Here is a 22,527-nt window from a genome sequence, read left to right as displayed (position 1 = left end):
ATTCAGGTTCCTGCGATCGCCTTGTCATAGGCTGAGACGATGGCCTCGGCGCGTGCCTTGATGTCCAAAACCGTCAGGCCGGGCTTGAAGAGCGCGGTGCCAATGCCGAAGCCGGTGGCGCCCGCCTTGATCCAGTCGCTGAAGTTTTCGGGTCCCGCGCCGCCAACCGGGTAGGTGGGAGTGCCGCCCGGCAGAACCGCCAGCATGGCTTTGAGGCCGGATGGGCCGATCAGGGAGGCGGGAAAGAATTTCAGGCCGTCGGCACCGCTGCGCAGGGCGGTGAAACACTCGCTCGGGGTCATGACACCGGGAAAGGACTGCAGACCTTCCGCCTTGGTGGTTTCAATCACATCCGGGTTGCAGTCCGGGGAGACGATCAGGGTGCCGCCGGCCGCCTGAACGCTCAAGACCTGATCGGGCCGCAACACGGTTCCGGCGCCAATCTGCGCCCGGTCTGAACAGGCTTTGGCCATGGCTTCGATGCTTGTGAGCGGGTCAGGTGAATTGAGTGGCACTTCGATCCGGGTGATGCCTGTCTCGATCAGGCACTCGGCAACCGGAAGGGCTTCGGCCGGGGTCAGCCCGCGCAGGATGGCAATCAGGTTCCGGCTCATGAAGCCTCCTTTTGATAGGTCGAATAGGCGAGGGCGAGGCCGTTCAATGTGGTTGCTTCCGCATCGAGCGGGCGGGCCTCAAAGCCCAATTGGGCCAACGCGCCCTGATAGGCTTTGGCGATATGGTCAGTGCCCAGAAGCGTGACGGTGTTCAGGGGAAAGTCCCGGCGGATGGCGGCGATCTCGGCGCCGATGAGCAGGCCGGACAGGCGGCCTCTTGCAGCCTCCGGTTCCAGATCCGCAACCAGCCCGGCGGCCCGGATGCTGAACAGATCCGTCGCCAGTGCTTCCGGGGCTTCAGCCATTGCGGCCACCGCTGCGGCAAAGGCGGACCAGTCAAATCCCTTTGCTGCCACGCTGTGGCGCAGCACGGACTGGCCGGACAGAAGCGCGAACAGCTCGCCGGTCATGCAGGTTCTGAAACGGGTGACCTGCCCGGCCTCCAGCCGCACCCATTTGGTATGGGTGCCGGGCAGGCAGAGGGTTCCCGAATGGCCGGGCTGTCCTGCCAGAAACCCGTTGATCTGGGTTTCCTCGCCGCGCATTACATCTGCCGGATCAGTCTGCTTGATGCCGGGCAGGATGCGGATGTCGAGCCGGGGATCCCGGGACGGTGCCTGTGTGGCGGTTTGAAGGGAGGGCGGCGGGCAGGGCACGGCCCGATAGGGGGCTTCGGCCCAGCCCTGACGGGCCCCGGCCATGCCGCACATGATCACCGGGGTCGCGCGGCCTGCGGGCAGCAGGTCGTCAATCAGCTCCAGCAGGGTCGGTTCGAAGCCGTCTCTCTCAAGAGTGATCATACCCCTGGCAGAGCTGCGGTGGGCCAGCGTGCTGCCCTGCGCATCCAGAGCCCAGATCCGCAGATTGCTGGTGCCCCAGTCCACGGCAATCCAGTCCACCGCAATCCTGTCTGCTTCGGGCAGCAAGGTCATCCCGTCACCACAACGCCGCCATCCACGACCAGCGACTGCCCGGTCATGGCCTTGCTGGCATTTGAGGCCAGAAACAGCACCGGATCAACCATGTCATCCGGGGACAGTTCCACCTTCAGACACTGGCGCTCAATATGGGTGGCCAGGGCTTCGGGTGTCACCCAAAGATCCTTTTGCCGCTGTGTCAGCACCCAGCCCGGAGCGATGGCATTGACCCGGATGTTGTCCGGACCGAATTCGCGCGCCAGACTGCGGGTCATGCCGTTGAGCCCTGAATTGGCGGTCGTATAGGCCGCATAGCCCGCATTGCCCATCATGTAGGAAATAGAGGTGAAATTGACGATGGCGCCGCCGCCGGCCGCCCGCATGCCGGCAATGACATGCTGGCATGCGAAGAAATAGGCTTTCAGATTGATGGCCTGGGACCAGTCCCAGAACTCTTCGTCCACCTCTTCGGTCTTGTGGCGCGTGTCGTTGGCGGCGTTGTTGACGAGAACGGCAATGGGGCCGTTGGACGCCACCGCCTCGTCAATGGCGCCTTTCAGCTCGTCGATCTTGGAAATGTCGCAGGGCAGGAACAGGGGGCGGCTGCCGTGCTGGCGTTCCATCTCGCCGCAAAAATCAGAGGCATCCGAGCGCTGGACAAATGCCACCTTGGCCCCTTGTGCCAGAAAGCCGGAGGTCAATGCCGCGCCGATCCCGGAACCGCCGCCTGTAATGAAGACCGACTTGTTTTTCAGATCCGGATAATTCGCGTGCATCGGACGCTCCCTTCAGGTTTTTGGCAAAAGCCATGCGTTCAAAAAAATACGTCAGCCCGGTCCGGGTCAGAGCCGGGTGCCTTCCAGAACCCAGACCGTTCCGGGGAAGTGCCAGGGCAGCAAGAGACCTTTGGACATGAGGACCTGTCCGCTGGCCTCCCACTCGGAGGTCTTCAGATAAGGGGTGCCTCTGGAAAGATGCGTGACTTCGTCCCGGTTGCGCAGGCCGACCCGGTAGCGGGCGGCCTGATCAAGCCCGGTCAAGCGGAGGGGGCGGGGCAAGATCTGCTCCGATGCCCGGGTCTTTGCGGCAAAGACCACGAACCGGTCTCCGTTCTGCGCCAGATGTGCTTCGCCGGTGACGGCCGGATCGGCACTGTCGAGGCGCAGGATATCGGCCGCCATCAGCCAGTCCCGGTTAGCGCGCCACCAGCCGGTGACGCTGCGCAGGAGCGCCGCTTCCTGATCCGTCAGTTCGCGCGGGTCCATCTCAAAGCCCATATGCCGCTGGGCGGCCGTCCAGGCCCGCAAGCTCATATCGAGCACCCGGCCCGATGTGTGGCACCGGCGGGGGCCCACATGGGAGCCGGTCACGCAGGCGGGCAGGAACAGGGCCGCATCATGCTGGATGCGCTGGCGCTCCAGCGCGTCATTGCTGTCCGACAGCCAGACCCGCTGGGTCCGCTCCAGAATGCCGGAATCGATGCGTCCGCCCCCCGATGAGCAGCTCTCGATTTCAACGCCGGGGAAGGCAGCCCGCAGCCGGTCCAGAAGGTCATAGACCCCTTCGGTCTGGGCCGCGTCAACCACTGGCAGGACCCGGTTGTGATCCCATTTGATATAGCCGATCCTGTTGGCGCCAAGAAGGGCGGCGATGCGCTCATATAGGTAATCGCGCACGTCCGGCCGCGCCATGTTCAGCACCAGTTGCTGACGGCCCCGGATCTGGTCCGCAGGCCCCAGCACCCAGTCCGGATGAGCCCGGTAGAGGTCGCTGTCCTCGTTGATCATTTCCGGTTCGAACCAGAGGCCGAATTCCAGGCCGAGCGCTGTGACATGGTCGATGAGCGGGGTCAGCCCGTCCGGGTATTTTCTGGTGTCCAGAACCCAGTCGCCCAGGGAGGATGTGTCATCGTCCCGGCGGCCGAACCAGCCATCATCCAGCACAAACCGCTCGGCCCCCAGGCCCGCCGCACGGGACGCTATGGATTTGAGTTCTTCCAGCTTGTGATCGAAATAGACCGCTTCCCAGCAATTATAATGCACGGGCCGGGGCGCGCGGGCACCCGTGGCGGTCTGTGCGCGCAGATGCCGCTGGAAGCGGACCGCCGAGCCATTCAGCCCCTCAGCCGAATAGGTGGCGTAAAGCGGAGCGGTGCGGAAACGGCGCCCCGGCGCAAGGCTCGCAGACGCATGGCCGAATTGCACCTGGCGGCGGCCATCCGCCAGTTCTTCGGCCACCATCTTGTGGCCGCCGGACCAGCCATAGTGGAAGGCATAGGCCTCTCCAGCGGTGTTGGACGTGCCGGGGGCGCAGACAATCAGCCCCGGGAAGTGGGCGTGGTCCGTGCGGCCGGTCCGGTTGTCGCGGGTCCGGGCGCCGGGCGCAAAAGGCAGGCGGCGGGTCTGGAACTCCGAGCACCAGTGGCCGGAAAATTCGATCATCTCGCCCAGATGGGGGGCTGCGGGCAGGACCGGGGCGGCCAGCCAGTCGGTGGTCAGATCCTCGGAGCTGTCCAGTAGTGTCTGAAGTTTGAGCAATCCGCTTGCCGGGTCGAGCGCCAGATCGAACGTCAGGCTAAGCCCTAGCGCGGCATCAGAAAAGGTCAGGCACAGGGCACTCTCAGAAGCGTTCTCCGGAGCATTCTCGCCATGAAATCGGAAACTGGGCGCCAGCACGTTGCCGGAGGGGCCGCGCAGGGTCAGCCCCGTCTGGCCGGGAAAGGTCTGGGAAGCTTCTGGGCACAGGCTCAGATCTGCATTTCGGTCGATCATCCCGGCGGCCACATCCGGACGGGAGGCGAGGGCGAGGGGCTCGAGCAGCTCGCCTTGGGGCAGGGCCGGTCCCCAGTAAACGGCTTCAGGCAAGCGGTCGTCAAAACTGGCCAGCACAAGGCTTTGATGGGGCGCGCGCAGATGCCAGGTGCGGATCATTTGACGGCTCCCAGGGTTAGCCCGGCAATGAAATGGCGCTGCATCAGGAAGAACATGGCAACGGGCGGAAGGGCGGCAACGATGGAGCCGGCGCTCATCAGGTGATAGGCGGCCCGGTACTGGGCGTTGAAGGAGGTGATGCCTGCCGTTACCGGCTGGCTCTCTACGCCCTGGGTGAGCACCACGGCCCAGAAATAGTCGTTCCAGATGAAGGTGAAGATCAGGACCGCGAGGGCGGCGATGGCCGGTTTCATCAGAGGCAGGACCACATACCAGAAGATCCGCCATTCCGAGACACCCTCGACCCGGGCCGCCTCGATCAGCTCAAAGGGCAGGGCGCGGATGAAGTTGCGCATGAACAAGGTACAGAACCCGGTCTGGAAAGCGATATGGAACAGGACCAGACCGGTGATGGTGTTGTAGAGGCCGAGCTGCAGGGTGAGGTCGCGCACAGGGACCATCAGGATTTGAAACGGCACGAAATTGCCGGCCACGAACATGAAGAAGATCCAGATATTGGCCCGGAACTTGTAAATGCCGAGAGCAAATCCGGTCATGCAGGACAGGGCCACCGCACCGATCACGGTCGGCACCGTGATCAGAACGGAGTTCAGCAGATAACGCGGCATATCGGAGGCGGTGAAGACCAGCCAGTAATTGGTGCCGCCTTCAAAGCTGGACGGCCAGCCCCAGTAGTTGCCGTTGGCGAAATCCGCATCCGGCTTGATGGAGAAGATGGCCACCGCGATCAGCGGCAGCAGCCACAGGATCAGCGCCAGCGGCAGAAGGGTCTGATAGGTGATCTGCCAGGCACGGGGCGCGCGTTCAATCGGAGCCGGGAACATGTCAGCGCGCCTTTTCTTCTTTGTACATGGACCACAGGAAATAGGCGATGAAGGCCAGCATGATCAGGAACAGCACCACGGCGATGGCGGCGCCGTAGCCCATGCGGAAGCCATATTCGGACAGGGCCACCTCGAACATGTAGAAGCTGAGCACCCGGCTGGCGCCGAAGGGGCCGCCATTGGTCATCACTGAAATCAGGTCGAATGAGCGCAGGGCGCCGATAATGGTGACCACAAAGGCAATGAACGTGGCGGGCCGCAACTGGGGCACGATGATGTACCAGAGCATTTTCCAGCCCTTGGCCCCGTCGAGGCGGCCAGCCTCGATCTGCTCCGGGTCGACCGCATTCAGGCCGGTCAGGTAGAGGATCATGCAATAGGCGGTCTGGGGCCAGAGTCCGGCGGCGATGATGCCGACCGTGACCCAGTTTTCATCCCCCAGCACATTGACCGGGGGCAGGCCGACAGAGCCGAGCAGCACATTCAGGATGCCGAATGTGGGGTCGTAGAACCAGGTGAAGACAAGGCCGACCACGACCTGGGAAATCACGAAGGGGAAGAAGAAGAGCGATTTGTAGAGCCTGATGCCGGTGACCGTCTGGTTCAGGAAAAGGGCGAGGAACAGTCCCGCCGGAATCGCCAGAAGATAGAGCACCAGCCAGATGACGTTGTTCTTCAGGGAGGTGTAAAAGGCGTCGTCCCAGTAAAGTTCCTCATAATTGTAGAGCCCGACATATTCTGCCTTGCCCAGGCCGTCCCATTCGTAGAGGGACAGGTTGAAGGACTGGAAGATCGGAAAGATCACATAAAAGAGGAAGAACAGAATGCCCGGGGCCAGGAACAGCCAGGGGGTTATCTGCTGCTGGTTCTTGTGCCACCAGGAGCTCTGGCGGGGGGCGGGAGAGAACGCTGTGGCCATTGGAAAAGACTTCGTGTCGGCGGCAGAACGAATAACAGACGGCAGAGGGCATGGCGCCCCCTGCCGGACTTGGCGTGAGCGCCTTAGCGGTAGATCCGCTCGCGGGCGCGGTCAAGACGGGCCAGGATCTTGTCCAGATTGTCCGGCTTGACCATGAATTCCTGCAGGCCTTCCATGGCGACCTTGGCCATTTCAGCCGGGGCGTCGCGGTCGAAGAACTGGGCGACACCGCCCGGGGAATTCTGGGACAGCATTTCAAAGCCCTGGACCAGGAACTTGTCGTCATCCACCGAGGACTTGGCGTTGACCGGCAGCTGGCCGAGATGTTTGCCGTCATTCATCCAGGTCTGGGCGTCCGGGGATACGGCAAATTTCAGGAAGGCACGGGCAGCTTCCTTGTTCTGGGCATTGGCCGGAATGTGGAACGTATCCGTCGGTGCGTCTTCGGCCTTCTCAATGCCAGGTGTAATTTCCACGAACTGATAGAAATCGAGCTGGTCGTCGCTCAGGCCAGCGTCCCGCAGCGGGGCGACCGCAAAGTTGCCCATCAGATAGGCTGCCGCATCCCCCTTGACCATGAAGGGCAGGGCCTCTTGCCAGCTATAGGTCTGGTGATTGTCGATGAAGGCGCCCATGTCGATCAGCTCCCGCCAGTTGGCGAAGGTCTTGCGAACTTCGTCGGACTGCCAGGAGGCCTTGCCGGTCAGCAGGTCCATATGGAAGCCGAAGCCGTTGGTGCGCATGTTCAGATAGTCGAACCAGCCGCCTGCGGTCCAGAGGAACTTGGTGCCGATGGTGTAGCACTTCTTGCCCGCATCGAGGATCTTCTGGCAGTTGGCCTTTTCCTCTTCCCAGGTGGTGGGTTCCTTGAGGCCAAGCTCGTCGAAAATGTCTTTCCGGTAGTAAACGCCCCACTGATAGTAGGTGTAGGGAACGCCCCACTGCTTGCCGTCAATGGTCAGGGCGCCTTTGGTGGAGGCGAGGTTCTCGGCAATCTCCGGGTCCTGCCACAGGTCGGAGACATCTTCAAACAGTCCGGCTTCCACATAAGGGCGCATACGGTTGGCCGCATACCAGGTGGCTACATCCGGCGCGTTGGCAGTCAGGAAGTTGCGGATCTGGGTCTTGTAGGCTTCCCGGTCGATCACCGTTGTCTCGATGTTCAGATCCGGGTTCTTGGCCTGGAATTCCTCCACAAGCCTTTCCATCGTGGCCCGGGGGGCCGGGTTGGATGTGTCGAGGAAGATCTTCAGATCCCCGCTCAGGCCGTCGGCAGATGCGCTGCCAAGGCTCGCGGCCAGAAGGGTGAAGGCGGCTGCGGACGTCTTCAGCATGGAACGCATGGTGTCCTCCCTATAGGTTCCATTATGTGAAACTTAGTTTTGTATATTGATACTCTGAGGCGATAGGGGTAGGTTGTCAACAGGCTCGCGCAAAGAAACGGGCTGCTGGAGGACAGGATGAACAAACAGGCAAGCGGTGACGGAACCGTCGGCAAGGCACTGGAGGTGCTGGACCGGGTGGCGGCCATGGGGCGGCCCGTGCGCTTTACCGAGCTTCTGTCCGGCAGTGCGCATCCCAAGGCCACGCTCTACCGCCTGCTGCAGACGCTGGTGAGTCAAGGCATGCTGGCCTATGACGAGCATCTCCAGACCTATTCTCTTGGCCTCCGTCTGGTGCGTCTGGCCCATGCGGCCTGGCGCCAGAGTTCCATTGCCCCGATTGCCCGGCCCTTTGTCGGGGGGTTGTCGGAAGCCGTCGGCGAAACGGTTCACCTGGCGCAGCTCGATGGCGCACAGGTGCTTTATGTCGACAAGCGCAACGCGGTCAATCCGATCGATATGTATTCCCAGGCGGGCAAGATCGGGCCGGGCTATTGCACAGGCGTCGGCAAGGCGCTGCTTGCGCATCTGGAACCGCAGGACCTGGACGAAGCCCTCCTGAAACAGTCTTTTTATCAATACACTCCAGCCACGCTGACGAATGAGGCTGAACTCCGGGCGGAACTGGAAGAGATCCGGAAGGACGGGGTGGCCTATGACCGGGAAGAGCATGAGCCCGGCATCATCTGCATCGCAGCACCGATCCTGTCCGCCAAAGGGCGGCCGCTCGGCGCGCTGTCCGTGACCACATCCACGGCCCGCAAGGGGTTGAACGAGCTGTCTGGCCTAAGGCCCCAGGTTCTCAAGACAGCGGCTGAAATTGCTGCTGCTGTCGAGACATGGCAGTTCCCTGCCTAAAAAAATCCTAGGGAGAAGAAGAAAAATGTCTGGCGTCACGCTGAGCAAAGCCGTCAAAAAATATGCGGACCTTCAGGTCATTCACGGGGTCGACCTTGAGATTGGCCATGGGGAATTCTGCGTCTTTGTTGGGCCGTCGGGTTGCGGAAAGTCGACGCTGCTTCGCATGATCGCGGGGCTGGAGGAAACCTCCTCCGGCACCATCCAGATTGGCGGGCGTGATGTGACCCGGCTTGATCCTTCAGAGCGCGGCGTGGCCATGGTGTTTCAGACCTATGCGCTCTACCCGCATATGACGGTTGAGGAGAATATGGGCTTCGGGCTGAAGATGACCGGCCATCCGAAGGCGGAGATCGCTGGCAAGGTTGCCGAGGCCAGCCGGATCCTGAAGCTGGACCCCTATCTGAAGCGCAAGCCAAAGGCCCTGTCTGGGGGGCAGCGCCAGCGGGTGGCCATCGGCCGGGCGATTGTGCGCGGGCCGGACGTGTTTTTGTTTGACGAACCCCTGTCGAACCTCGACGCGGAATTGCGGGTCGACATGCGTGTTGAAATTGCCCGGCTCCACAAGGATATCGGCGCGACCATGATCTATGTGACCCATGATCAGGTTGAGGCGATGACGCTGGCGGACAAGATCGTGGTTCTGAGGGCTGGCCGGATCGAGCAGGTCGGCACGCCGATGCAGCTTTACTCCGATCCGGACAACAAATTCGTAGCGGGCTTTATCGGTTCGCCGAGCATGAATTTTGTCGAAGGGATTGCCGGACCGGGGACGGTCACCGTGCCCGCCTTTGGCGGTCTTTGCGTGCCGGTCAATGTGGCTTTGCCGGGAGAGGGCCAAAAAGTTCTGGTTGGCCTCCGGCCGCAGCATCTGAGCATTTCAGAAAGCGAAGACGGGGCTGAAGTGGACTTGTGCGAACAGCTGGGCGGGGTCGCCTATTCCTATCTCATCTGCCCGACAGGTGAGCGCGTCATTGTAGAGACCAAGGGCGAGGAGGCCCCGGTCAACGCGGGCAAGGTCGCACTCTCCTTCGATCCGTCGTCAGCCCTTCTTTTTGATGCGGACACCGAACAGCGCTTGCGCTGAACTTTTCACTGTCCCGTTTTCTTCATCATGAGGAGGGCGGTCAGGCGCTGATTGAGGGGGGGGGGGGGGGGGGGGGGGGGCCAAACCCCCCCCCCCCCCCCCCCCCCCCCGCCGAGACAGAGCTTGCGCGCGTCCTCAGCATGAAGATGTTGCGGAGGTCGGCTTTCAAGGTTTCTTTGCGCTTTGCCGCCCCGGCCTTGCGCCGGGGTCTTCTGACGATCGTTCTGAACTGGTCCCGGATCGGGCCCGGGACAGCGCGGGCGGAGGCGCAGCCGCAGCCGAGGCAAGGCTGCTGGTGATCTGGTCAGGGCAGATGTTTGAGGGCGCCGAAAGCCCGTTCGAAATCAGTCATCTGTCTTCCATGGAAACATGTGACATAGTGGGTCGGTACTCAGGACGCGTAAGGGGGTATCAGTTTTGTGTCAGACACGGCGTGGGGCGAGAGCTCCCTCGGGCCGGCCCGTGGCCTGTTGGGAAAACAGGTTGCTCACCTTGACATGAATACTGATTCAGGTTTCATATATTGACCGGTCTCCGTAGCAGCTCGGGCAAAGGCGGAAACAGTCTGCCTCTCTGCCAGCGGAGATCCATTGGGAGGAGTTTAAGATGACCAAACGCTTTTCAAGCTGGGCCGTGCCGTTGGCGGCGGGCCTTGCTCTGGCGGCCGCAAGTTTTACCGGCGCGGCAGCCGAAGATATCAAGATCGCCCATGTCTACGGCAAGACCGGGCCTTTTGAGGCCTATGCCAAACAGTCCCATACCGGCCTGATGATGGGGCTGGAATATGCGACGGACGGCACGATGGAAATTGACGGCCGCAAGATCGTGGTGATCGAAAAGGACACCCAGCTGAAGCCGGATATTGGCAAGGCGGCGCTGGCCGAAGCCTATGGCGATGATGAAGTCGATATCGCCATAGGCCCGGTATCATCCGGCGTTGCGCTGGCCATGCTGCCGGTGGCCGAGGAGTACGAAAAGCTTCTGATTGTGGAACCGGCCGTGGCCGATTCCATCACGGGCGAGAACTGGAACCGCTATATCTTCCGCACCGCGCGCAACTCGTCCCAGGACGCGATTGCCAATGCGGTGGCCCTTGGCCAGGACGGCGTGTCCATCGCCACGCTGGCTCAGGACTATGCCTTTGGCCGGGACGGGGTTTCTGCTTTCAAGGAGGCTCTTGAAGGCACTGGCGCCAAACTGGTGTTTGAGGAATATGCCCCGACCGACACCAAGGACTTCACCGCCAATGCGCAGCGGATTTTTGATGCGCTCAAAGACGCTCCCGGCCGCAAGTTCCTGTTTGTGATCTGGGCCGGGGGTGGCAATCCGATCAGCAAGATCAAGGCCATGGAGCCGGAGCGATTCGGTGTCGAGATCGCAACTGGCGGTAACATCCTGGCGGCCATGAAGGCCTACAAGGAGCTGCCGGGCATGGAAGGGGCGACATACTATTACTACGACATCCCCAAGAACCCGGTGAATGACTGGCTGGTCACGGAACACGAAAAGCGCTTCGGCACACCGCCGGACTTTTTCACTGCGGGCGGTATGACCGCGGGTATGGCGGCCGTTGAGGCCATCCGCAAGGCCAAGTCGACGGAGACCGAAGACCTGATTGCCGCTATGGAAGGAATGGAGTTCGAAACACCCAAGGGCAAGATGGTGTTCCGCGCTGAAGATCATCAGGCGCTGCAATCCATGTATCACTTCAAAATCCGGGTCGATCCTGATGTGGAATGGGGCATTCCCGAACTCGTGCGCGAGTTGAAGATCGAGGACATGTCCATTCCGGTGCGCACCAAATAAACGGCACACCGGCGGCCGTTTTCTGCAAAACTGCACCCTGGCCCCATCCTGCCAAGGCTGACCCGGCTGGACCCTTTGGGTCAGCCGGGCCATGATCCTTGTGCCGACGGCCCGTTTCAGGATCTTTCAACATGGCTGAAGAACACCCAGTTCTGGAAACCTCGGATCTGACCATCCGCTTCGGCGGCCACGTGGCGGTCGATCATGTGTCCTGCGGCTTTGAGCGTGGCACACTGACCGCGATTGTCGGCCCGAACGGCGCGGGCAAGACCACCTATTTCAATCTGATTTCCGGCCAGTTGCGGGCAACCGGCGGCACGGTCCGGCTGAATGGGGAGGACATCACCCGGATGCCCGTGCCCGAACGCGCGGACAGGGGCATCGGCCGGGCGTTCCAATTGACCAATCTCTTTCCAAGCCTGAGCGTGCGGGAAAATGTGCGCCTCGTGGTGCAGTCCCGGGCGCGCAAGGGCTTTGATCTGTTTTCCATCGCCGAAAGCCACGTGGAATTGATTGAACGCGCGGATCATGTTCTGGCCGAAGTGCGTCTGATCGATCAGGCCGGGCAGACGGTCGCGGCCTTGCCCCACGGGGACCAGCGCAAGCTGGAAGTCGCGCTTCTGATTGCCCTCGGGCCCCAGGTGCTGATGTTTGACGAACCGACCGCCGGCATGAGTGTCGATGAGGTGCCGGTCATTCTGGATCTGATCAAGATCTTGAAGGCGGACATGGACCGGACCATCCTGCTGGTGGAGCACAAGATGGACGTGATCCGCTCGCTCGCCGACCGGATCATTGTCCTGCACAATGGGGCGCTGGTCGCCGACGGAAACCCGGCGGAGGTGATCGCGCTGCCCGTTGTGCAGGAAGCTTATCTGGGTAAAACGCCGGAGGTGGCCTGATGGGGGACGCGTTGCTGAGCCTGTCTGGTGTTCATACGCGCATCGGCCCCTATCACATCCTGCAAGGGGTGGATCTTGAGGTGCCGGAGGGCGGTGTGACAGTTCTGCTGGGCCGCAACGGCGCGGGCAAAACCACGACGCTGCGCACCATCATGGGGCTCTGGACGGCCTCGGACGGCGAGATCCGATTTGACGATCACCTGATCAGCCGGCTGGACACGCCTGCGATTTCCCGGCGCGGCATTGCCTATGTCCCGGAAGATATGGGCATCTTCACCGATCTGAGCGTGGCCGAAAACATGACCCTTGCCGCCACGGGCGGGGCGTTTGACGGCAAGCGGCTTGCCTGGATCAAGGAGCTGTTTCCGCCTATCGGCAGTTTCTGGGACGCTTCTGCGGGAACGCTGTCCGGCGGGCAGAAACAGATGCTGTCTGTGGCCCGGGCGATTGTCGAGCCGCGCCGCCTGATCCTGATTGACGAACCAACCAAGGGACTTGCACCGGCGATCATCAGAGCCATGACCGATGCCTTGCGCGAGTTGAAGGAAACGGACACGACCATTTTGCTGGTGGAACAGAATTTCGCGATGGCCTCGTCAATCGGGGACACGGTGGCGGTGATGGATGATGGCCGCATTGTGCATGCCGGGCCCATGCAGGCCCTGGCCGGGGATGCGGCCTTGCAGGAAAAGCTGATGGGGCTGAGCCTGGAGGCGCATCAATGAGTGGGACCGCAATCAAGCCGCGTATCGAAAAGGTGCCGCTTCGCGAGCTGTTCTTTCAAAAGCTGCCGGTGGCGCTGGTGCCGCTTTTGGCGCTGGCCGGATTGATGGCTATCGGCAATCCGTCCAGCTGGCTGACGCTGACCGTGGCCGGTCTGGCCATGGGCATGATGATTTTCATCATGGCGTCGGGGCTGACGGTGGTGTTCGGCCTGATGGATGTGATCAATTTTGGTCATGGCGCCTTTGTCACGGTCGGCGCGTTTGTCGGCTTCACGGTTCTGGCCTGGCTGGCGGGCTGGACGGCTTCGCCCAGTGTGCTGCTCAACCTGGCTGCGGTGCTGGCCGCAATCCTGGCGGCCATGGCCATCACCGCCCTGCTTGGCTTTGCCTTTGAGCGGGTCATTGTTACGCCGGTTTATGGCGAGCATCTGAAGCAGATCCTGGTGACCATGGGCGGGCTGATCGTGGCCCAGCAGATGATCCATGTGGTCTGGGGCCCGGACGAATTGCACCTGTCGCGGCCGGAAGCCTTTCAGGGGGCCTTTGTGTTCGGCGAAGCGGCGATTGAAAAATACCGGCTGGTCGCGGTCGCGGTCGGGCTCGCACTGTTTCTGGCCATGCGCCACGTTCTCAAACACACCAAGATAGGCCTTTTGGTGCGCGCCGGTGTCGAGAATGGCGAAATGGTCGAGGCGCTTGGCTATCGGGTGCGCCGGCTGTTTCTGATCGTGTTCATGACCGGCTCCGCCCTGGCCGGGCTTGGCGGGGTCATGTGGGGCCTCTATCAGGAAACAATCACGGCCCATATGGGTTCTGAGATTATGGTGCTTGTGTTCATCGTGGTCATTATCGGCGGCCTCGGCTCGGTCGAGGGGTGTTTCATCGGCGCGCTGCTGGTGGGGCTGCTGGCCAACTACACCGCCTTTCTGGCGCCCAAAGTGGCTTTGGTTTCAACCATCGCGCTGATGGTGGCAGTGCTCATGTGGCGGCCGCAAGGCCTTTACCCGGTCGTCAAAGCCAAATAGAGGAGCCTGCCATGCTGTCCACGCTTTTGTCCGGTGACAAGCCGCGCAGCGGTCTCCTGACTGTTCTGCTTCTGGCCGTTCTGGTGTCCCTCGCCTTTGCTCCGTTCCTGTTTCCGGGCACCAAGTCCCTGGAAACGGCCGCCCGCATCTGTATCTTCATCGTGCTGGTGGCGAGCTATGATCTGCTCCTGGGCTATTCAGGCATCGTCTCTTTCGCCCATACCATGTTTTTCGGCATCGGTGCCTATGGCACCGCTCTTGCGCTTGGCACCTCGGGGCCAAGCTATTGGCCCATGATCTGGGGCACTTTGGCCGGAGCTGTGGTTGCGGCCGTGTTCGCCCTTGCCATCGGCCTGTTTTCCTTGAGGGTGAAGGCGATCTTCTTTGCCATGGTCACGCTGGCCGTGGCCAGCGCCTTCGCGGTTCTGGTTTCGCAAATGTCCTGGTTGACCGGCGGGGAGGACGGGCTCAATTACCGGCTGCCCCGGGAATTGACCCCGGCCTTCAAACTGGTGCAGGAAAAGGTGTTCGGGGTGCGGATCAACGGCAAGCTGCTGCTCTACTATCTGGTGTTTTTTGTGTCGGCCTGCCTTTTCCTGACCATGCTGCGCATCGTCAATTCCCCCTTCGGGCGGACCTTGAAAGCCGTTCGTGACAATGCCTTTCGGGCGGAAGCCATCGGGTACCGGGTCGTGTGGTATCGCACCACCGCAACGGTCCTGTCCGCCGTCATGGCGGCGCTGGCCGGATCATTGCTGGCCATCTGGCTGCGCTACACGGGACCGGCAACCACCTTGTCCATGGAAATCATGGTCGACATTCTGCTGATGGTGGTGATTGGAGGCATGGGCACGCTTTATGGCGCGGTGCTCGGGGCGACCTTGTTCATTCTGGCCCAGACCTATCTGCAAAACCTGATGGCCATCGCTTCGGAGGCGACAAGCGCGGTGCCACTGGTCTCCAGCCTGGTCGCACCGGAACGCTGGCTGCTCTGGCTTGGGGTGCTGTTCATCCTTTCGGTCTATTTCTTTCCGTCCGGCATTGTCGGGCGGCTGCGGGCGGGGCGCGCGTGAGCGGAGCGGGTTTGCATCTTCTGGACGAAGGCCAGGGCAGGCCGCTGGTCTTCCTGCATGGCTGGTCCTGCCCCGGTGTGTTCTTCCGGCACCAACTCGGCGCCTTGCGCGGCCGCGCACGCTGCCTGGTGCCGGACCTGCCCGGCCATGGTCGGAAGGGGGGCAATGTGCCGCTGACCATTGAGGCGGCGGCGGATGCGGTTCATGGCGCGCTTGAAGCGCGCGGCCTGCGCAATGCCATCTTGTGCGGCTGGTCCATGGGCGCGCTGGTCGCCTACTCGCTTGTTGAGCGCCACGGGGTGGAGCGGGTGTCCAAGGTTGTTGTTCTTGATATGACCCCGAAAGTTCTAAACACACAGGATTGGCAGAACGGCACGCTGAATGGCCTGAATGACCCGCTCAATCAGGTCTTTCTGGAGGCGATCGTGGCAGACTGGCCCAAACTGCCGGCCCTGATCGCCCGGCGCCTGTTCGCCTATGACCTGCCGGTGGACCCGGGCCTCTTCGCTTTTGCCCGTGACGAGATTGCCAAGGCTGATCCTGGGCTGCTCCGCCCGATGTGGGCGTCGCTGACAGCGCAGGATTTCCGGCCGCTCTTGCAAAGCTTTCCTGTGCCGCTGCATCTGGTGGCGGGCCTCAGAAGCCAGCTTTATGGTGCGGGCGTTGCCAAGTGGCACACAGACCATGTCCCCGACTTGACCCTGCACCTGTTCGAGCAATCCGGCCATGCACCGCATCTGGAGGAAACGGCCCGGTTCAACGAACTGATGCTGACTTTGCTTTAAGACCAATCTCACTTGATTTCAGTTGCCTATCCCTTCGGCTAATCGCCCTATGCTTGTTCTAAAGTCGCGCGTCTTGGTCAAGTTCAGGAAGTCCTCCCATGCATGGACTTTCGGATCCATGAAGCTCCCGGCCAATGCCGACAGACCCTCGTTTTGAGAGGAGGTGACAACTTTTGCTCCCGCTGCTGCGGGCAGGTCTTCAAAAAGGCGTTCGAGCGCCGAAGCATCGGTGATATAGTCAATGGCATTCGACATGTTGAAGATGGAGACCGGGAACAGGAGGGTCTTTTTGATCGCTGCCAGCATTTCCGGCGTGATCATGTCGCCGCACAGGATCGACACATGGCCGGTCCCAAGCAGGGTCGAAATATGCTCAATCACCCGCTCGTCTTTGAACCAGCAGGAATAGTTCAGCTTCCCGCTACAGACTTTTTCCAGTTCCTCGACCTGTTTGAGAACTTTCCCGGAGGCAGTCGCAGATCCGCTGAACTCCACAAAGTTTCGAAGTTCCGCCGCAACCGTTTCATGGTGACTCCGGAAAATCGCTGTGCATCTTTTTAGAAAATCGGCTTTCGAGATTTTGTTTCGGGCGCGGACTTCTCTTGTTCTCCAGTCGCGCTTCAGTTCGAAAATGTCGCCTGCGCCGCGCAACGCGTTCAGCAGTTTGCGCAACGCGTTGATCGCTTCGACGGTGGCGGAGTTGATATCGACCGAAATGATCTGTTTGCAGGCGTCCAGATTGCCGCTGGCAATGTCGAAGACCGAACCCGAAACGCCGATCACCGCACCATCGGCAATGCCGCCGCGCCGCAAGTTGTCCCAGAAGGCGTCGCTTTCGAAGCCTTTTTCGTTGCTGAAGGGATAGGCGAGGGTTGGTAGAGTGATCGCACCGGAGAGAAACTGGGGGGGAGGGTAGGCTGCTGCGATCACTTTGCGGTCTGACATGATCGGTGTCAGGTCGGCTTCGGGTGCCGTGAAAGTCAGGTTGGATCCGCCCATCCGGATGACATAGTCGGTTCCCGTTCTTCGTATTACCTGCCCGTATAGATTGCCCCTAATGGTGACGTGCTCTCCAGCTAAAAAAGGCATTTCATCCTCCCAGATACTTAAGCAACCTTAGGGGATGGTATACGTTTTTACTCTCATGAGTCGAGTTTTGATCGTATCCAGTGATGGAGTTTGTCCATCACCGTCAGAACGGCAAACACCGCCAGGAAGCCTGCAAAGAACCTGACATCCGTCAGCAAGGTGCCTTTGGTCAGGTCCCATTGCCGCAGCTCCCGATTGGTCAGGGTCCAAGTGTAATAGGCAGCGGCGGTGAGGGCACCGGACAGCACGAGGGACGTTGCAATCGTTAGCCAAACGGGTTTGCCTGCGGGATTCGGGGCGGGCTGTCCGCTCATTTCAGAGCCCTCGCGGTTGTGAGATCTGCTTTGAAAACCAGCAGATCGTCCAGCCGTTCCACGTCCCCTTCAAGCTCGATATAGAGTGCCAGCAGGGGCTTGATCTCCTCGCCCAGAAGCTTGCCATGCTGGTCGGCCATCAGAAAGAAGTTTCTGCCCGCTACGGGTCCTGTGGAGACAAAAACAGGCGGGACACCGCCGGTCAGGCACAGATCCGCGCACGCTTTGTGGGCAAGGCCGCGGCCGGGGCGCATGGCGCCTGCATAACATTTGCCGTCGCAGATTTCCCCGGTCAGCTTCCAGCGGCCCAGAGGCACGGGCGGGGCGGGGGTGAAACCGTCAAGACGATTGGGCGCTGCCTCGTCAAGGGCGGTGACCTTGCCCACCTGCAGCATGGTCAGATCGCCCCGGTTGACCGGAATACCGCGCAGCATCACAGGATTGGAGCCGTGGTGGGTTTCCGCTTGGCCAAAGACACCGCGCTTGCCTTGCCCTGCAAGCATATAGGTGCGTGGCGGCGTGCTGCCCTCGCCCGGCACCCGGAAAACAGGATAGGGCTGCAGCTCCAGAAGACCGGCCTGATCGAACCGGTTGCCCCATTGGAAGCCGCCATTGCCCGGATCGCCAACTGACGCGGACAGGAACAGGGCGGCAAGGCCCATCCCCCCGGCAAAGCAGACTGCAAAAACGAGCAGAAAGACAGCGAGCTGTCGAGGCACCGCATTCAGATAGCCGACATAAAAGGGAGCAGCCCTGGTTTGTTTCCAGCTCATGCGGCATCTCCGATCACGACAGGGTCCACATGGGTGCCTGGAGGCAAGGCTTTGGGATCCAGCAGAATAGTTCTGCCGACAAGTTTCAACCGGTAGGTGGCGATTTTTTCAGTGAAGGGCGCCGGTGCGCAGCCATCGGCCAGATTGTACTGATAGCCATGCCAGGGGCAGGTGATGCAGCCCCACAGGACCTTGCCCTCTCCCAGTGGTCCGTTCTGGTGGGCGCAGGCATTGGTGATGGCCGACAGCTTGCCGTCATATTTGAAAATGGCGACCCGCTCGTCCTCTGCCAGGGTCACGACCTTGGCGCAGTCCTCGTCAATCTCGTCCACCTCGCCAGCGACCAGCCAGCCCTGGTTTTCCAGGGAAGCCCGGGCGGTGACCCCGCCGCGTTCACGCTGTGCTTCCAGGCGGCCGGTGGTAAAATGCAGGCCGCAGACAAGGACAACACTGGCGCTGACAAGTGCGGTGAAGACCGGATCGGCGGGGCCCTGCAAGGCACCGAGCGCCACATGAAGGACCACAAACACATAGCCTGCATAGATCGACATATGCAGCGCCTTCCAGAGCGGGGCGCCGAGAAAACTCAGCCAGAAATCATGGCTGGTGGTAGCCAGCACAAACAGGATCAGGAGTGCGGCGATACCGAAGGTTTCAAACGGAAACCCGAGCACTTGGCCGTAGCTGGTATTGGAGGACAAGAGCGCGGTGTATTTGTCCGTCGGGGAAAAGTTGAAGTACCAGCCGAGAACATAATTGGCATGGACGGCGGCGATACAGGCCGTCATCACGCCGAAATGGCGCCGGTTGTAGAGCAGGGGCAGAAACCTGCGGTCCAGCCGGGCGAGCGGGCCAATGCACAAGATAACGGTCAGCATCAGGAAGGCGCAGCTGCCAAAGGCGCGCATGCGCAGGATCGCCCCGTCAAGCGGCTTTGTCACCTCCGCAAATCCGGGGGCAAGGCGGATATAGACGTAAAGATAAAGTGCGGCGGCCAACAGCAGAACCGCGTCATAAAAAATCTTGTTCCGGTTCCACAGGACCGGCGTGTATTGAACGCTCATCGGGCGCCCTCCTGGCCCTGTTCCGGGGCTTGGATCAGGATGGCAGGCCGGTCTGCAGGCTGTGTCTGGCGCAGCGCGAGCAAAGTGAAAAAGGCCAGCGGCAGCAGGAGGCCGAGCACGGTCCAGAGGCGCGCATGGGCGGTGCGGTGGGCCCGTTTCATGGGTGGTCCTCCCCGGTGAGTTCCAGTTGAATCCAGCGGTAGATCACCAGCGGCCAGAGCAGGCAGATGCCCGGAATGAGAAGTGGCCGGAACGCGTAGGAGCCCCGTGCGGACGGCTCCACCCGGTCGATGCCGACGGCGAGAAACGCCACGGCGACAACGCCGCCAGCGATCAGATAGTAGCGGCCAAGGTCCAGAAGGAAAGCGCTCATGCCCGGATGTATCCTTCCCGCCTGGTGGAGGCATTTCGGCCGGGCCTGGGCGGTCTTATGCGCTGGCCGCCAAATGCGGAACTTTCTCAATGGGTGCGATGATACAGAAGCAGATTCCCTAACGGAAACTCAAGTCAAAAGCGGAGGAGAGTCCCATGCGGGCTCCCAGATGGTCGGCCAGCGCGACAGAGAGCGCCCGGCAATCCGGCCAGACATGGGACGAGACGGGTTTCTGGCTGCAGGATCTCAGTCAGTGGCCAGCTGCGCGAGGTCCTGCAGGATTTCTTCTGCCTGTTCGGGGCGGGAGGCGATTTCCAGAACCAGTTTTTTGCGCACTGCTTCGGCAAAGGTGCGGGCGCTGTCGGCGGTCACCACAAAGGCGGCCGGGCCGCCGATGATCTCGTCATAAAAGCGCTGCTCCAGATCATAGGAGACCGGACGGCCTGAACAGTGGCGGCACAGGACCGCAAGGCCGTTGATGACAATGCCAGCTGAGACAACCGCGTCCCGGGCTGTGCGGATCGGCGGTCCGTTCCAGTTGTTGGCGCTGTCGGCGGACAAATCAATCACCCGGCGCAAGCCCTGATATTGATTGGTTTCGATCAGCTCCTTGCCTTTCAGCAGGGCGGCGCCAATCGCGTTGCGACCATAGGCCCGGCGCGGGGCCTCCATCAGCCGGGCGGCAAACGCTTCTGCCGACGGTTTGCTGTCAATGACGCTCCAATCGACCACCACGTCCTGGGAGCTGCTGTCCGCCCATTCCACATAGGTTACGGCGATCTTGCCATAGGCGTTGCCCAAAATCGCGTTCAGCACAGATGGGTCCGTAATCGCCTCGGCGTATCCGCGCCGCTGAAACCGGATTTCGGCCTCGTCAATTGAGCCGGTGGCATCTGCAAGCAGCACAAGTTCCAGGTCGAGCTCTTCGGCCCTGGCGGGACCTAGCGCAACGAGGCACCAGATAAGGGCAACAAAGGCATTCCGCATCATGTCCGCTCCTCAAACCAGTGGCACCGCAGGGTAGCTAGGGCGGTGGGCGGGAAGGAAAAGCAGACCACACGCCGCGAGGCCAGAATTTGGGCACCTTGCCTGACACGCGGGCACGTCTGGCAGGCGCTGGCACGAGCTGCTGGGGGGAGGCCATGTTTTGCCATGCCAGTTTCATCCGGGCGTACGCTTTAGAACACTCGACCTCATCCTGAGGAGAGATGTAAGCGCAGTCGCGAAGGATTTGCCGCCTGTCCGGTGTGTCTGCTCGCTCTTTCGAGATGTGCCTCCGGCCTTCCTCAAGATGAGCGAGTGTGTGGGGGGATTTGAGAAGACGGTGCGCCGCATATTCCGCGCCGTCCTGGACCTGATGTGGGACCTGTTTTGTAACCAGCTCTTTTTTAAGGTCCCGGCGCGTTGGCCGGGACAGCGAAGAGCATGGAAGCCGGAAGGGCCGAATAAGCGAAGACCTGCCTGCACACGCACGGGAGCGCCCGGACGGACCGCTTTGCGGCCGTATCTGCCGTTTGGTCAGAGCCTGATCAGGCGACGGCGCGGGCCAGGGCGCATTGGGACCATAGATCATTGATCGAATTGGCCAGATGCTCGATATCGGCGGCCGTGTGGAGCGGGGTTGGCGTGAAACGCAGGCGCTCGGTGCCGACCGGCACGGTCGGGTAATTGATTGGCTGCACATAGATGCCATAGGTCTCCAGCAGGATGTCGGAGATCCATTTGCATTTTTTGGCATCGCCCACCATGACCGGAACGATATGGCTCGGGTTTTCCATGTGGGGAATACCGCGCTTGTCCAGCGCCGCGCGCAGCTGGGCAACCTTGTCCTTGTGGGCCTTGCGCTCGAACGGGCTGTCCTTCAGATGCCGGATCGACGCGGTCGCGCCAGCGGCCAGGGCGGGCGGCAGGGCGGTTGTGAAGATAAAGCCTGAGGCGAAGGAACGCACGAAATCGATGATCGTGCGGCTGCCGGTGATATAGCCGCCCATGACACCAAAGGCCTTGCCGAGCGTGCCTTCAATGATGCTGAGGCGGTCCATCAGGCCGTCGCGTTCGGCAACGCCGCCGCCACGCGGGCCATACATGCCGACCGCATGCACTTCATCCAGATAGGTGAGGGCGCCGAATTTGTCGGCCACGTCGCAGATCTTCTCAATGGGGGCAATGTCGCCATCCATGGAATAGACGCTTTCAAAGGCGACCAGTTTGGGCGCGGCGGGATCGTCCGCGGCCATCTGGCGTTCGAGATCCTCATAGTCATTGTGCTTGAAGATCCGCTTCTCGCAGCGCGCGTGGCGGATGCCTTCGATCATGGACGCATGGTTCAGGCTGTCGGAATAAACGATCATGCCAGGCACTTGCGAGGCAAGAGTGCCCAGGGCGGCCCAGTTGGACACATAGCCGGAGGTGAAGATCAGGGCGGCTTCCTTGGCGTGCAGATCCGCCAGTTCCCGCTCCAGCAGCACATGATAGTGGTTGGTGCCGGAAATGTTGCGTGTGCCGCCGGCCCCGGCGCCGCATCTTGCGATCACGTCCTGCATGGCGCCGACGACCTTTTCGTGCTGGCCCATGCCCAGATAGTCATTGGAACACCAAACGGTGACGTCCTGCGTGGACCCGTCTTCCCGGTAGCGGACGGCGCGCGGAAAGTTTCCGGACATGCGCTCAAGATCAGCAAAAACCCGGTAATTCCCATTTTCGTGCAGGGTGCTCAGGCGCTCCTCAAGATACGCATTCACGTCCATTCTGCCGGTCCTCTTTGTCACCGGTTCCATGAAACCGGCGCCTCTGTTTCCTCACCGTCCGAGTTCGCGTCCTCGCGACGTCTTGTGTCAGGTCCACTGCCTTCAAACTGCCAGATTAGCAGGTACCTTTAACTTATTCAAAACTGCATAATCAGACGGGCTGCCTTGATCAAGGTCAAACACGCCGGATGCGTCTAAAAGTCATAGAGTTGGCGGCCCGTGCCAATTGTCCGGTTTCGCCCATATGGTCCGTCAGATCCTTCTGCAGATGTGAAGCGACGATTTTAGAATGATTCTAT

The 22,527-nt window shown here is 61.2% G+C and carries 23 protein-coding genes; 8 read left to right on the top strand and 15 right to left on the bottom strand.

Going from position 1 to position 22,527, the window contains the following annotated elements; genetic code table 11:
* Nucleotides 1-2: 2 nt before the first annotated feature.
* The 7 genes from ACXAH0_RS13825 to ACXAH0_RS13795 form a co-directional block, all read right to left on the bottom strand.
* On the bottom strand, nt 3-614 hold the full coding sequence (locus tag ACXAH0_RS13825; RefSeq protein ID WP_475192154.1) for a 2-dehydro-3-deoxy-6-phosphogalactonate aldolase: 612 nt from the start codon (nt 612-614) through the stop codon (nt 3-5).
* Entirely contained in the window at nt 611-1,546 is a 936-nt protein-coding gene (locus ACXAH0_RS13820; protein ID WP_475192152.1) for a 2-dehydro-3-deoxygalactonokinase, read from the bottom strand. Before ACXAH0_RS13820 ends, ACXAH0_RS13825 begins: the two co-directional genes overlap by 4 nt.
* Nucleotides 1,543-2,307, bottom strand: coding sequence for an SDR family NAD(P)-dependent oxidoreductase (locus tag ACXAH0_RS13815; protein WP_475179686.1), 765 nt, complete (start codon nt 2,305-2,307; stop codon nt 1,543-1,545). Before ACXAH0_RS13815 ends, ACXAH0_RS13820 begins: the two co-directional genes overlap by 4 nt.
* 66 nt (nt 2,308-2,373) lie before the next feature.
* Nucleotides 2,374-4,461, bottom strand: coding sequence for an alpha-galactosidase (locus ACXAH0_RS13810; RefSeq protein WP_475192150.1), 2,088 nt, complete (start codon nt 4,459-4,461; stop codon nt 2,374-2,376).
* Nucleotides 4,458-5,306, bottom strand: coding sequence for a carbohydrate ABC transporter permease (locus ACXAH0_RS13805; protein WP_475179680.1), 849 nt, complete (start codon nt 5,304-5,306; stop codon nt 4,458-4,460). Before ACXAH0_RS13805 ends, ACXAH0_RS13810 begins: the two co-directional genes overlap by 4 nt.
* A 1-nt stretch (nt 5,307) precedes the next feature.
* Complete coding sequence (locus ACXAH0_RS13800; protein WP_475192147.1) at nt 5,308-6,225, bottom strand: carbohydrate ABC transporter permease; 918 nt, start codon at nt 6,223-6,225, stop codon at nt 5,308-5,310.
* 83 nt (nt 6,226-6,308) lie between these two features.
* On the bottom strand, nt 6,309-7,568 hold the full coding sequence (locus ACXAH0_RS13795) for an ABC transporter substrate-binding protein (RefSeq protein ID WP_475179674.1): 1,260 nt from the start codon (nt 7,566-7,568) through the stop codon (nt 6,309-6,311).
* Between the two features lie 117 nt (nt 7,569-7,685).
* Here ACXAH0_RS13795 and ACXAH0_RS13790 point away from each other — a divergent pair, with 117 nt between their 5' ends.
* The 8 genes from ACXAH0_RS13790 to ACXAH0_RS13755 all read left to right on the top strand — a co-directional run bounded on the left by ACXAH0_RS13790 (nt 7,686) and on the right by ACXAH0_RS13755 (nt 15,868).
* Nucleotides 7,686-8,465: an IclR family transcriptional regulator gene (locus tag ACXAH0_RS13790; RefSeq protein ID WP_475192145.1), complete on the top strand. Its 780-nt coding sequence runs from the start codon at nt 7,686-7,688 to the stop codon at nt 8,463-8,465.
* A gap of 25 nt (nt 8,466-8,490) precedes the next feature.
* The gene (locus tag ACXAH0_RS13785; RefSeq protein WP_475192144.1) at nt 8,491-9,552 is read left to right on the top strand and encodes an ABC transporter ATP-binding protein; all 1,062 of its coding nucleotides are present in this window, start codon (nt 8,491-8,493) and stop codon (nt 9,550-9,552) included.
* 606 nt (nt 9,553-10,158) lie between these two features.
* Nucleotides 10,159-11,358, top strand: coding sequence for a substrate-binding domain-containing protein (locus ACXAH0_RS13780; protein WP_475192143.1), 1,200 nt, complete (start codon nt 10,159-10,161; stop codon nt 11,356-11,358).
* Between the two features lie 131 nt (nt 11,359-11,489).
* Nucleotides 11,490-12,260 (top strand): ABC transporter ATP-binding protein, encoded by a 771-nt coding sequence (locus ACXAH0_RS13775; RefSeq protein ID WP_475192141.1) that lies wholly within the window; start codon nt 11,490-11,492, stop codon nt 12,258-12,260.
* A complete protein-coding gene (locus tag ACXAH0_RS13770; RefSeq protein ID WP_475179658.1) occupies nt 12,260-12,985 on the top strand; it encodes an ABC transporter ATP-binding protein in 726 nt (241 codons plus the stop codon). Before ACXAH0_RS13775 ends, ACXAH0_RS13770 begins: the two co-directional genes overlap by 1 nt.
* Entirely contained in the window at nt 12,982-14,010 is a 1,029-nt protein-coding gene (locus tag ACXAH0_RS13765) for a branched-chain amino acid ABC transporter permease (protein WP_475179654.1), read from the top strand. The genes ACXAH0_RS13770 and ACXAH0_RS13765 overlap by 4 nt, the downstream gene beginning before the upstream one ends.
* An 11-nt stretch (nt 14,011-14,021) precedes the next feature.
* Entirely contained in the window at nt 14,022-15,083 is a 1,062-nt protein-coding gene (locus ACXAH0_RS13760) for a branched-chain amino acid ABC transporter permease (RefSeq protein ID WP_475192139.1), read from the top strand.
* Complete coding sequence (locus ACXAH0_RS13755) at nt 15,080-15,868, top strand: alpha/beta fold hydrolase (protein WP_475192137.1); 789 nt, start codon at nt 15,080-15,082, stop codon at nt 15,866-15,868. Before ACXAH0_RS13760 ends, ACXAH0_RS13755 begins: the two co-directional genes overlap by 4 nt.
* Nucleotides 15,869-15,886: 18 nt before the next feature.
* Here the strand turns inward: ACXAH0_RS13755 and ACXAH0_RS13750 are convergent, their stop codons facing one another.
* The 8 genes from ACXAH0_RS13750 to hemA form a co-directional block, all read right to left on the bottom strand.
* Entirely contained in the window at nt 15,887-16,957 is a 1,071-nt protein-coding gene (locus ACXAH0_RS13750; protein WP_475192135.1) for an LIC_10091 family protein, read from the bottom strand.
* A 53-nt stretch (nt 16,958-17,010) separates the two neighbouring features.
* Nucleotides 17,011-17,271 carry a hypothetical protein gene (locus ACXAH0_RS13745; protein WP_475192133.1) on the bottom strand — a complete coding sequence of 87 codons (261 nt, stop codon included), beginning with the start codon at nt 17,269-17,271 and terminating at the stop codon, nt 17,011-17,013.
* On the bottom strand, nt 17,268-18,044 hold the full coding sequence (locus ACXAH0_RS13740) for a hypothetical protein (protein WP_475192131.1): 777 nt from the start codon (nt 18,042-18,044) through the stop codon (nt 17,268-17,270). The genes ACXAH0_RS13745 and ACXAH0_RS13740 overlap by 4 nt, the downstream gene beginning before the upstream one ends.
* Nucleotides 18,041-19,108: a Rieske 2Fe-2S domain-containing protein gene (locus tag ACXAH0_RS13735; RefSeq protein ID WP_475192129.1), complete on the bottom strand. Its 1,068-nt coding sequence runs from the start codon at nt 19,106-19,108 to the stop codon at nt 18,041-18,043. The genes ACXAH0_RS13740 and ACXAH0_RS13735 overlap by 4 nt, the downstream gene beginning before the upstream one ends.
* Entirely contained in the window at nt 19,105-19,269 is a 165-nt protein-coding gene (locus ACXAH0_RS13730) for a hypothetical protein (protein WP_475192127.1), read from the bottom strand. Before ACXAH0_RS13730 ends, ACXAH0_RS13735 begins: the two co-directional genes overlap by 4 nt.
* Nucleotides 19,266-19,481 carry a hypothetical protein gene (locus ACXAH0_RS13725; RefSeq protein ID WP_475179618.1) on the bottom strand — a complete coding sequence of 72 codons (216 nt, stop codon included), beginning with the start codon at nt 19,479-19,481 and terminating at the stop codon, nt 19,266-19,268. The genes ACXAH0_RS13730 and ACXAH0_RS13725 overlap by 4 nt, the downstream gene beginning before the upstream one ends.
* A 246-nt stretch (nt 19,482-19,727) precedes the next feature.
* Complete coding sequence (locus ACXAH0_RS13720) at nt 19,728-20,471, bottom strand: DUF1194 domain-containing protein (RefSeq protein ID WP_475192125.1); 744 nt, start codon at nt 20,469-20,471, stop codon at nt 19,728-19,730.
* Nucleotides 20,472-21,010: 539 nt separating this feature from the next.
* Nucleotides 21,011-22,228, bottom strand: coding sequence for a 5-aminolevulinate synthase (hemA, locus tag ACXAH0_RS13715; RefSeq protein WP_475179605.1), 1,218 nt, complete (start codon nt 22,226-22,228; stop codon nt 21,011-21,013).
* Between the last annotated feature and the right edge of the window lie 299 nt (nt 22,229-22,527).

It is taken from the genome of Roseibium sp. AWQ4_290 (assembly GCF_056160985.1).
This window is presented reverse-complemented; position numbering and strand designations above follow the sequence as displayed.

Coding starts and splice junctions, on each gene's coding strand:
- ACXAH0_RS13765 (WP_475179654.1), top strand. CDS start 12,982: ATGAGTGGGACCGCAATCAAGCCGCGTATCGAAAAGGTGCCGCTTCGC.
- ACXAH0_RS13760 (WP_475192139.1), top strand. CDS start 14,022: ATGCTGTCCACGCTTTTGTCCGGTGACAAGCCGCGCAGCGGTCTCCTG.
- ACXAH0_RS13800 (WP_475192147.1), bottom strand. CDS start 6,225: ATGGCCACAGCGTTCTCTCCCGCCCCCCGCCAGAGCTCCTGGTGGCAC.
- ACXAH0_RS13745 (WP_475192133.1), bottom strand. CDS start 17,271: ATGAGCGGACAGCCCGCCCCGAATCCCGCAGGCAAACCCGTTTGGCTA.
- ACXAH0_RS13795 (WP_475179674.1), bottom strand. CDS start 7,568: ATGCGTTCCATGCTGAAGACGTCCGCAGCCGCCTTCACCCTTCTGGCC.
- ACXAH0_RS13810 (WP_475192150.1), bottom strand. CDS start 4,461: ATGATCCGCACCTGGCATCTGCGCGCGCCCCATCAAAGCCTTGTGCTG.
- ACXAH0_RS13780 (WP_475192143.1), top strand. CDS start 10,159: ATGACCAAACGCTTTTCAAGCTGGGCCGTGCCGTTGGCGGCGGGCCTT.
- ACXAH0_RS13735 (WP_475192129.1), bottom strand. CDS start 19,108: ATGAGCGTTCAATACACGCCGGTCCTGTGGAACCGGAACAAGATTTTT.
- ACXAH0_RS13790 (WP_475192145.1), top strand. CDS start 7,686: ATGAACAAACAGGCAAGCGGTGACGGAACCGTCGGCAAGGCACTGGAG.
- ACXAH0_RS13820 (WP_475192152.1), bottom strand. CDS start 1,546: ATGACCTTGCTGCCCGAAGCAGACAGGATTGCGGTGGACTGGATTGCC.
- ACXAH0_RS13805 (WP_475179680.1), bottom strand. CDS start 5,306: ATGTTCCCGGCTCCGATTGAACGCGCGCCCCGTGCCTGGCAGATCACC.
- ACXAH0_RS13775 (WP_475192141.1), top strand. CDS start 11,490: ATGGCTGAAGAACACCCAGTTCTGGAAACCTCGGATCTGACCATCCGC.
- ACXAH0_RS13750 (WP_475192135.1), bottom strand. CDS start 16,957: ATGCCTTTTTTAGCTGGAGAGCACGTCACCATTAGGGGCAATCTATAC.
- ACXAH0_RS13740 (WP_475192131.1), bottom strand. CDS start 18,044: ATGAGCTGGAAACAAACCAGGGCTGCTCCCTTTTATGTCGGCTATCTG.
- ACXAH0_RS13815 (WP_475179686.1), bottom strand. CDS start 2,307: ATGCACGCGAATTATCCGGATCTGAAAAACAAGTCGGTCTTCATTACA.
- ACXAH0_RS13725 (WP_475179618.1), bottom strand. CDS start 19,481: ATGAGCGCTTTCCTTCTGGACCTTGGCCGCTACTATCTGATCGCTGGC.
- ACXAH0_RS13825 (WP_475192154.1), bottom strand. CDS start 614: ATGAGCCGGAACCTGATTGCCATCCTGCGCGGGCTGACCCCGGCCGAA.
- ACXAH0_RS13770 (WP_475179658.1), top strand. CDS start 12,260: ATGGGGGACGCGTTGCTGAGCCTGTCTGGTGTTCATACGCGCATCGGC.
- ACXAH0_RS13720 (WP_475192125.1), bottom strand. CDS start 20,471: ATGATGCGGAATGCCTTTGTTGCCCTTATCTGGTGCCTCGTTGCGCTA.
- hemA (WP_475179605.1), bottom strand. CDS start 22,228: ATGGACGTGAATGCGTATCTTGAGGAGCGCCTGAGCACCCTGCACGAA.
- ACXAH0_RS13785 (WP_475192144.1), top strand. CDS start 8,491: ATGTCTGGCGTCACGCTGAGCAAAGCCGTCAAAAAATATGCGGACCTT.
- ACXAH0_RS13730 (WP_475192127.1), bottom strand. CDS start 19,269: ATGAAACGGGCCCACCGCACCGCCCATGCGCGCCTCTGGACCGTGCTC.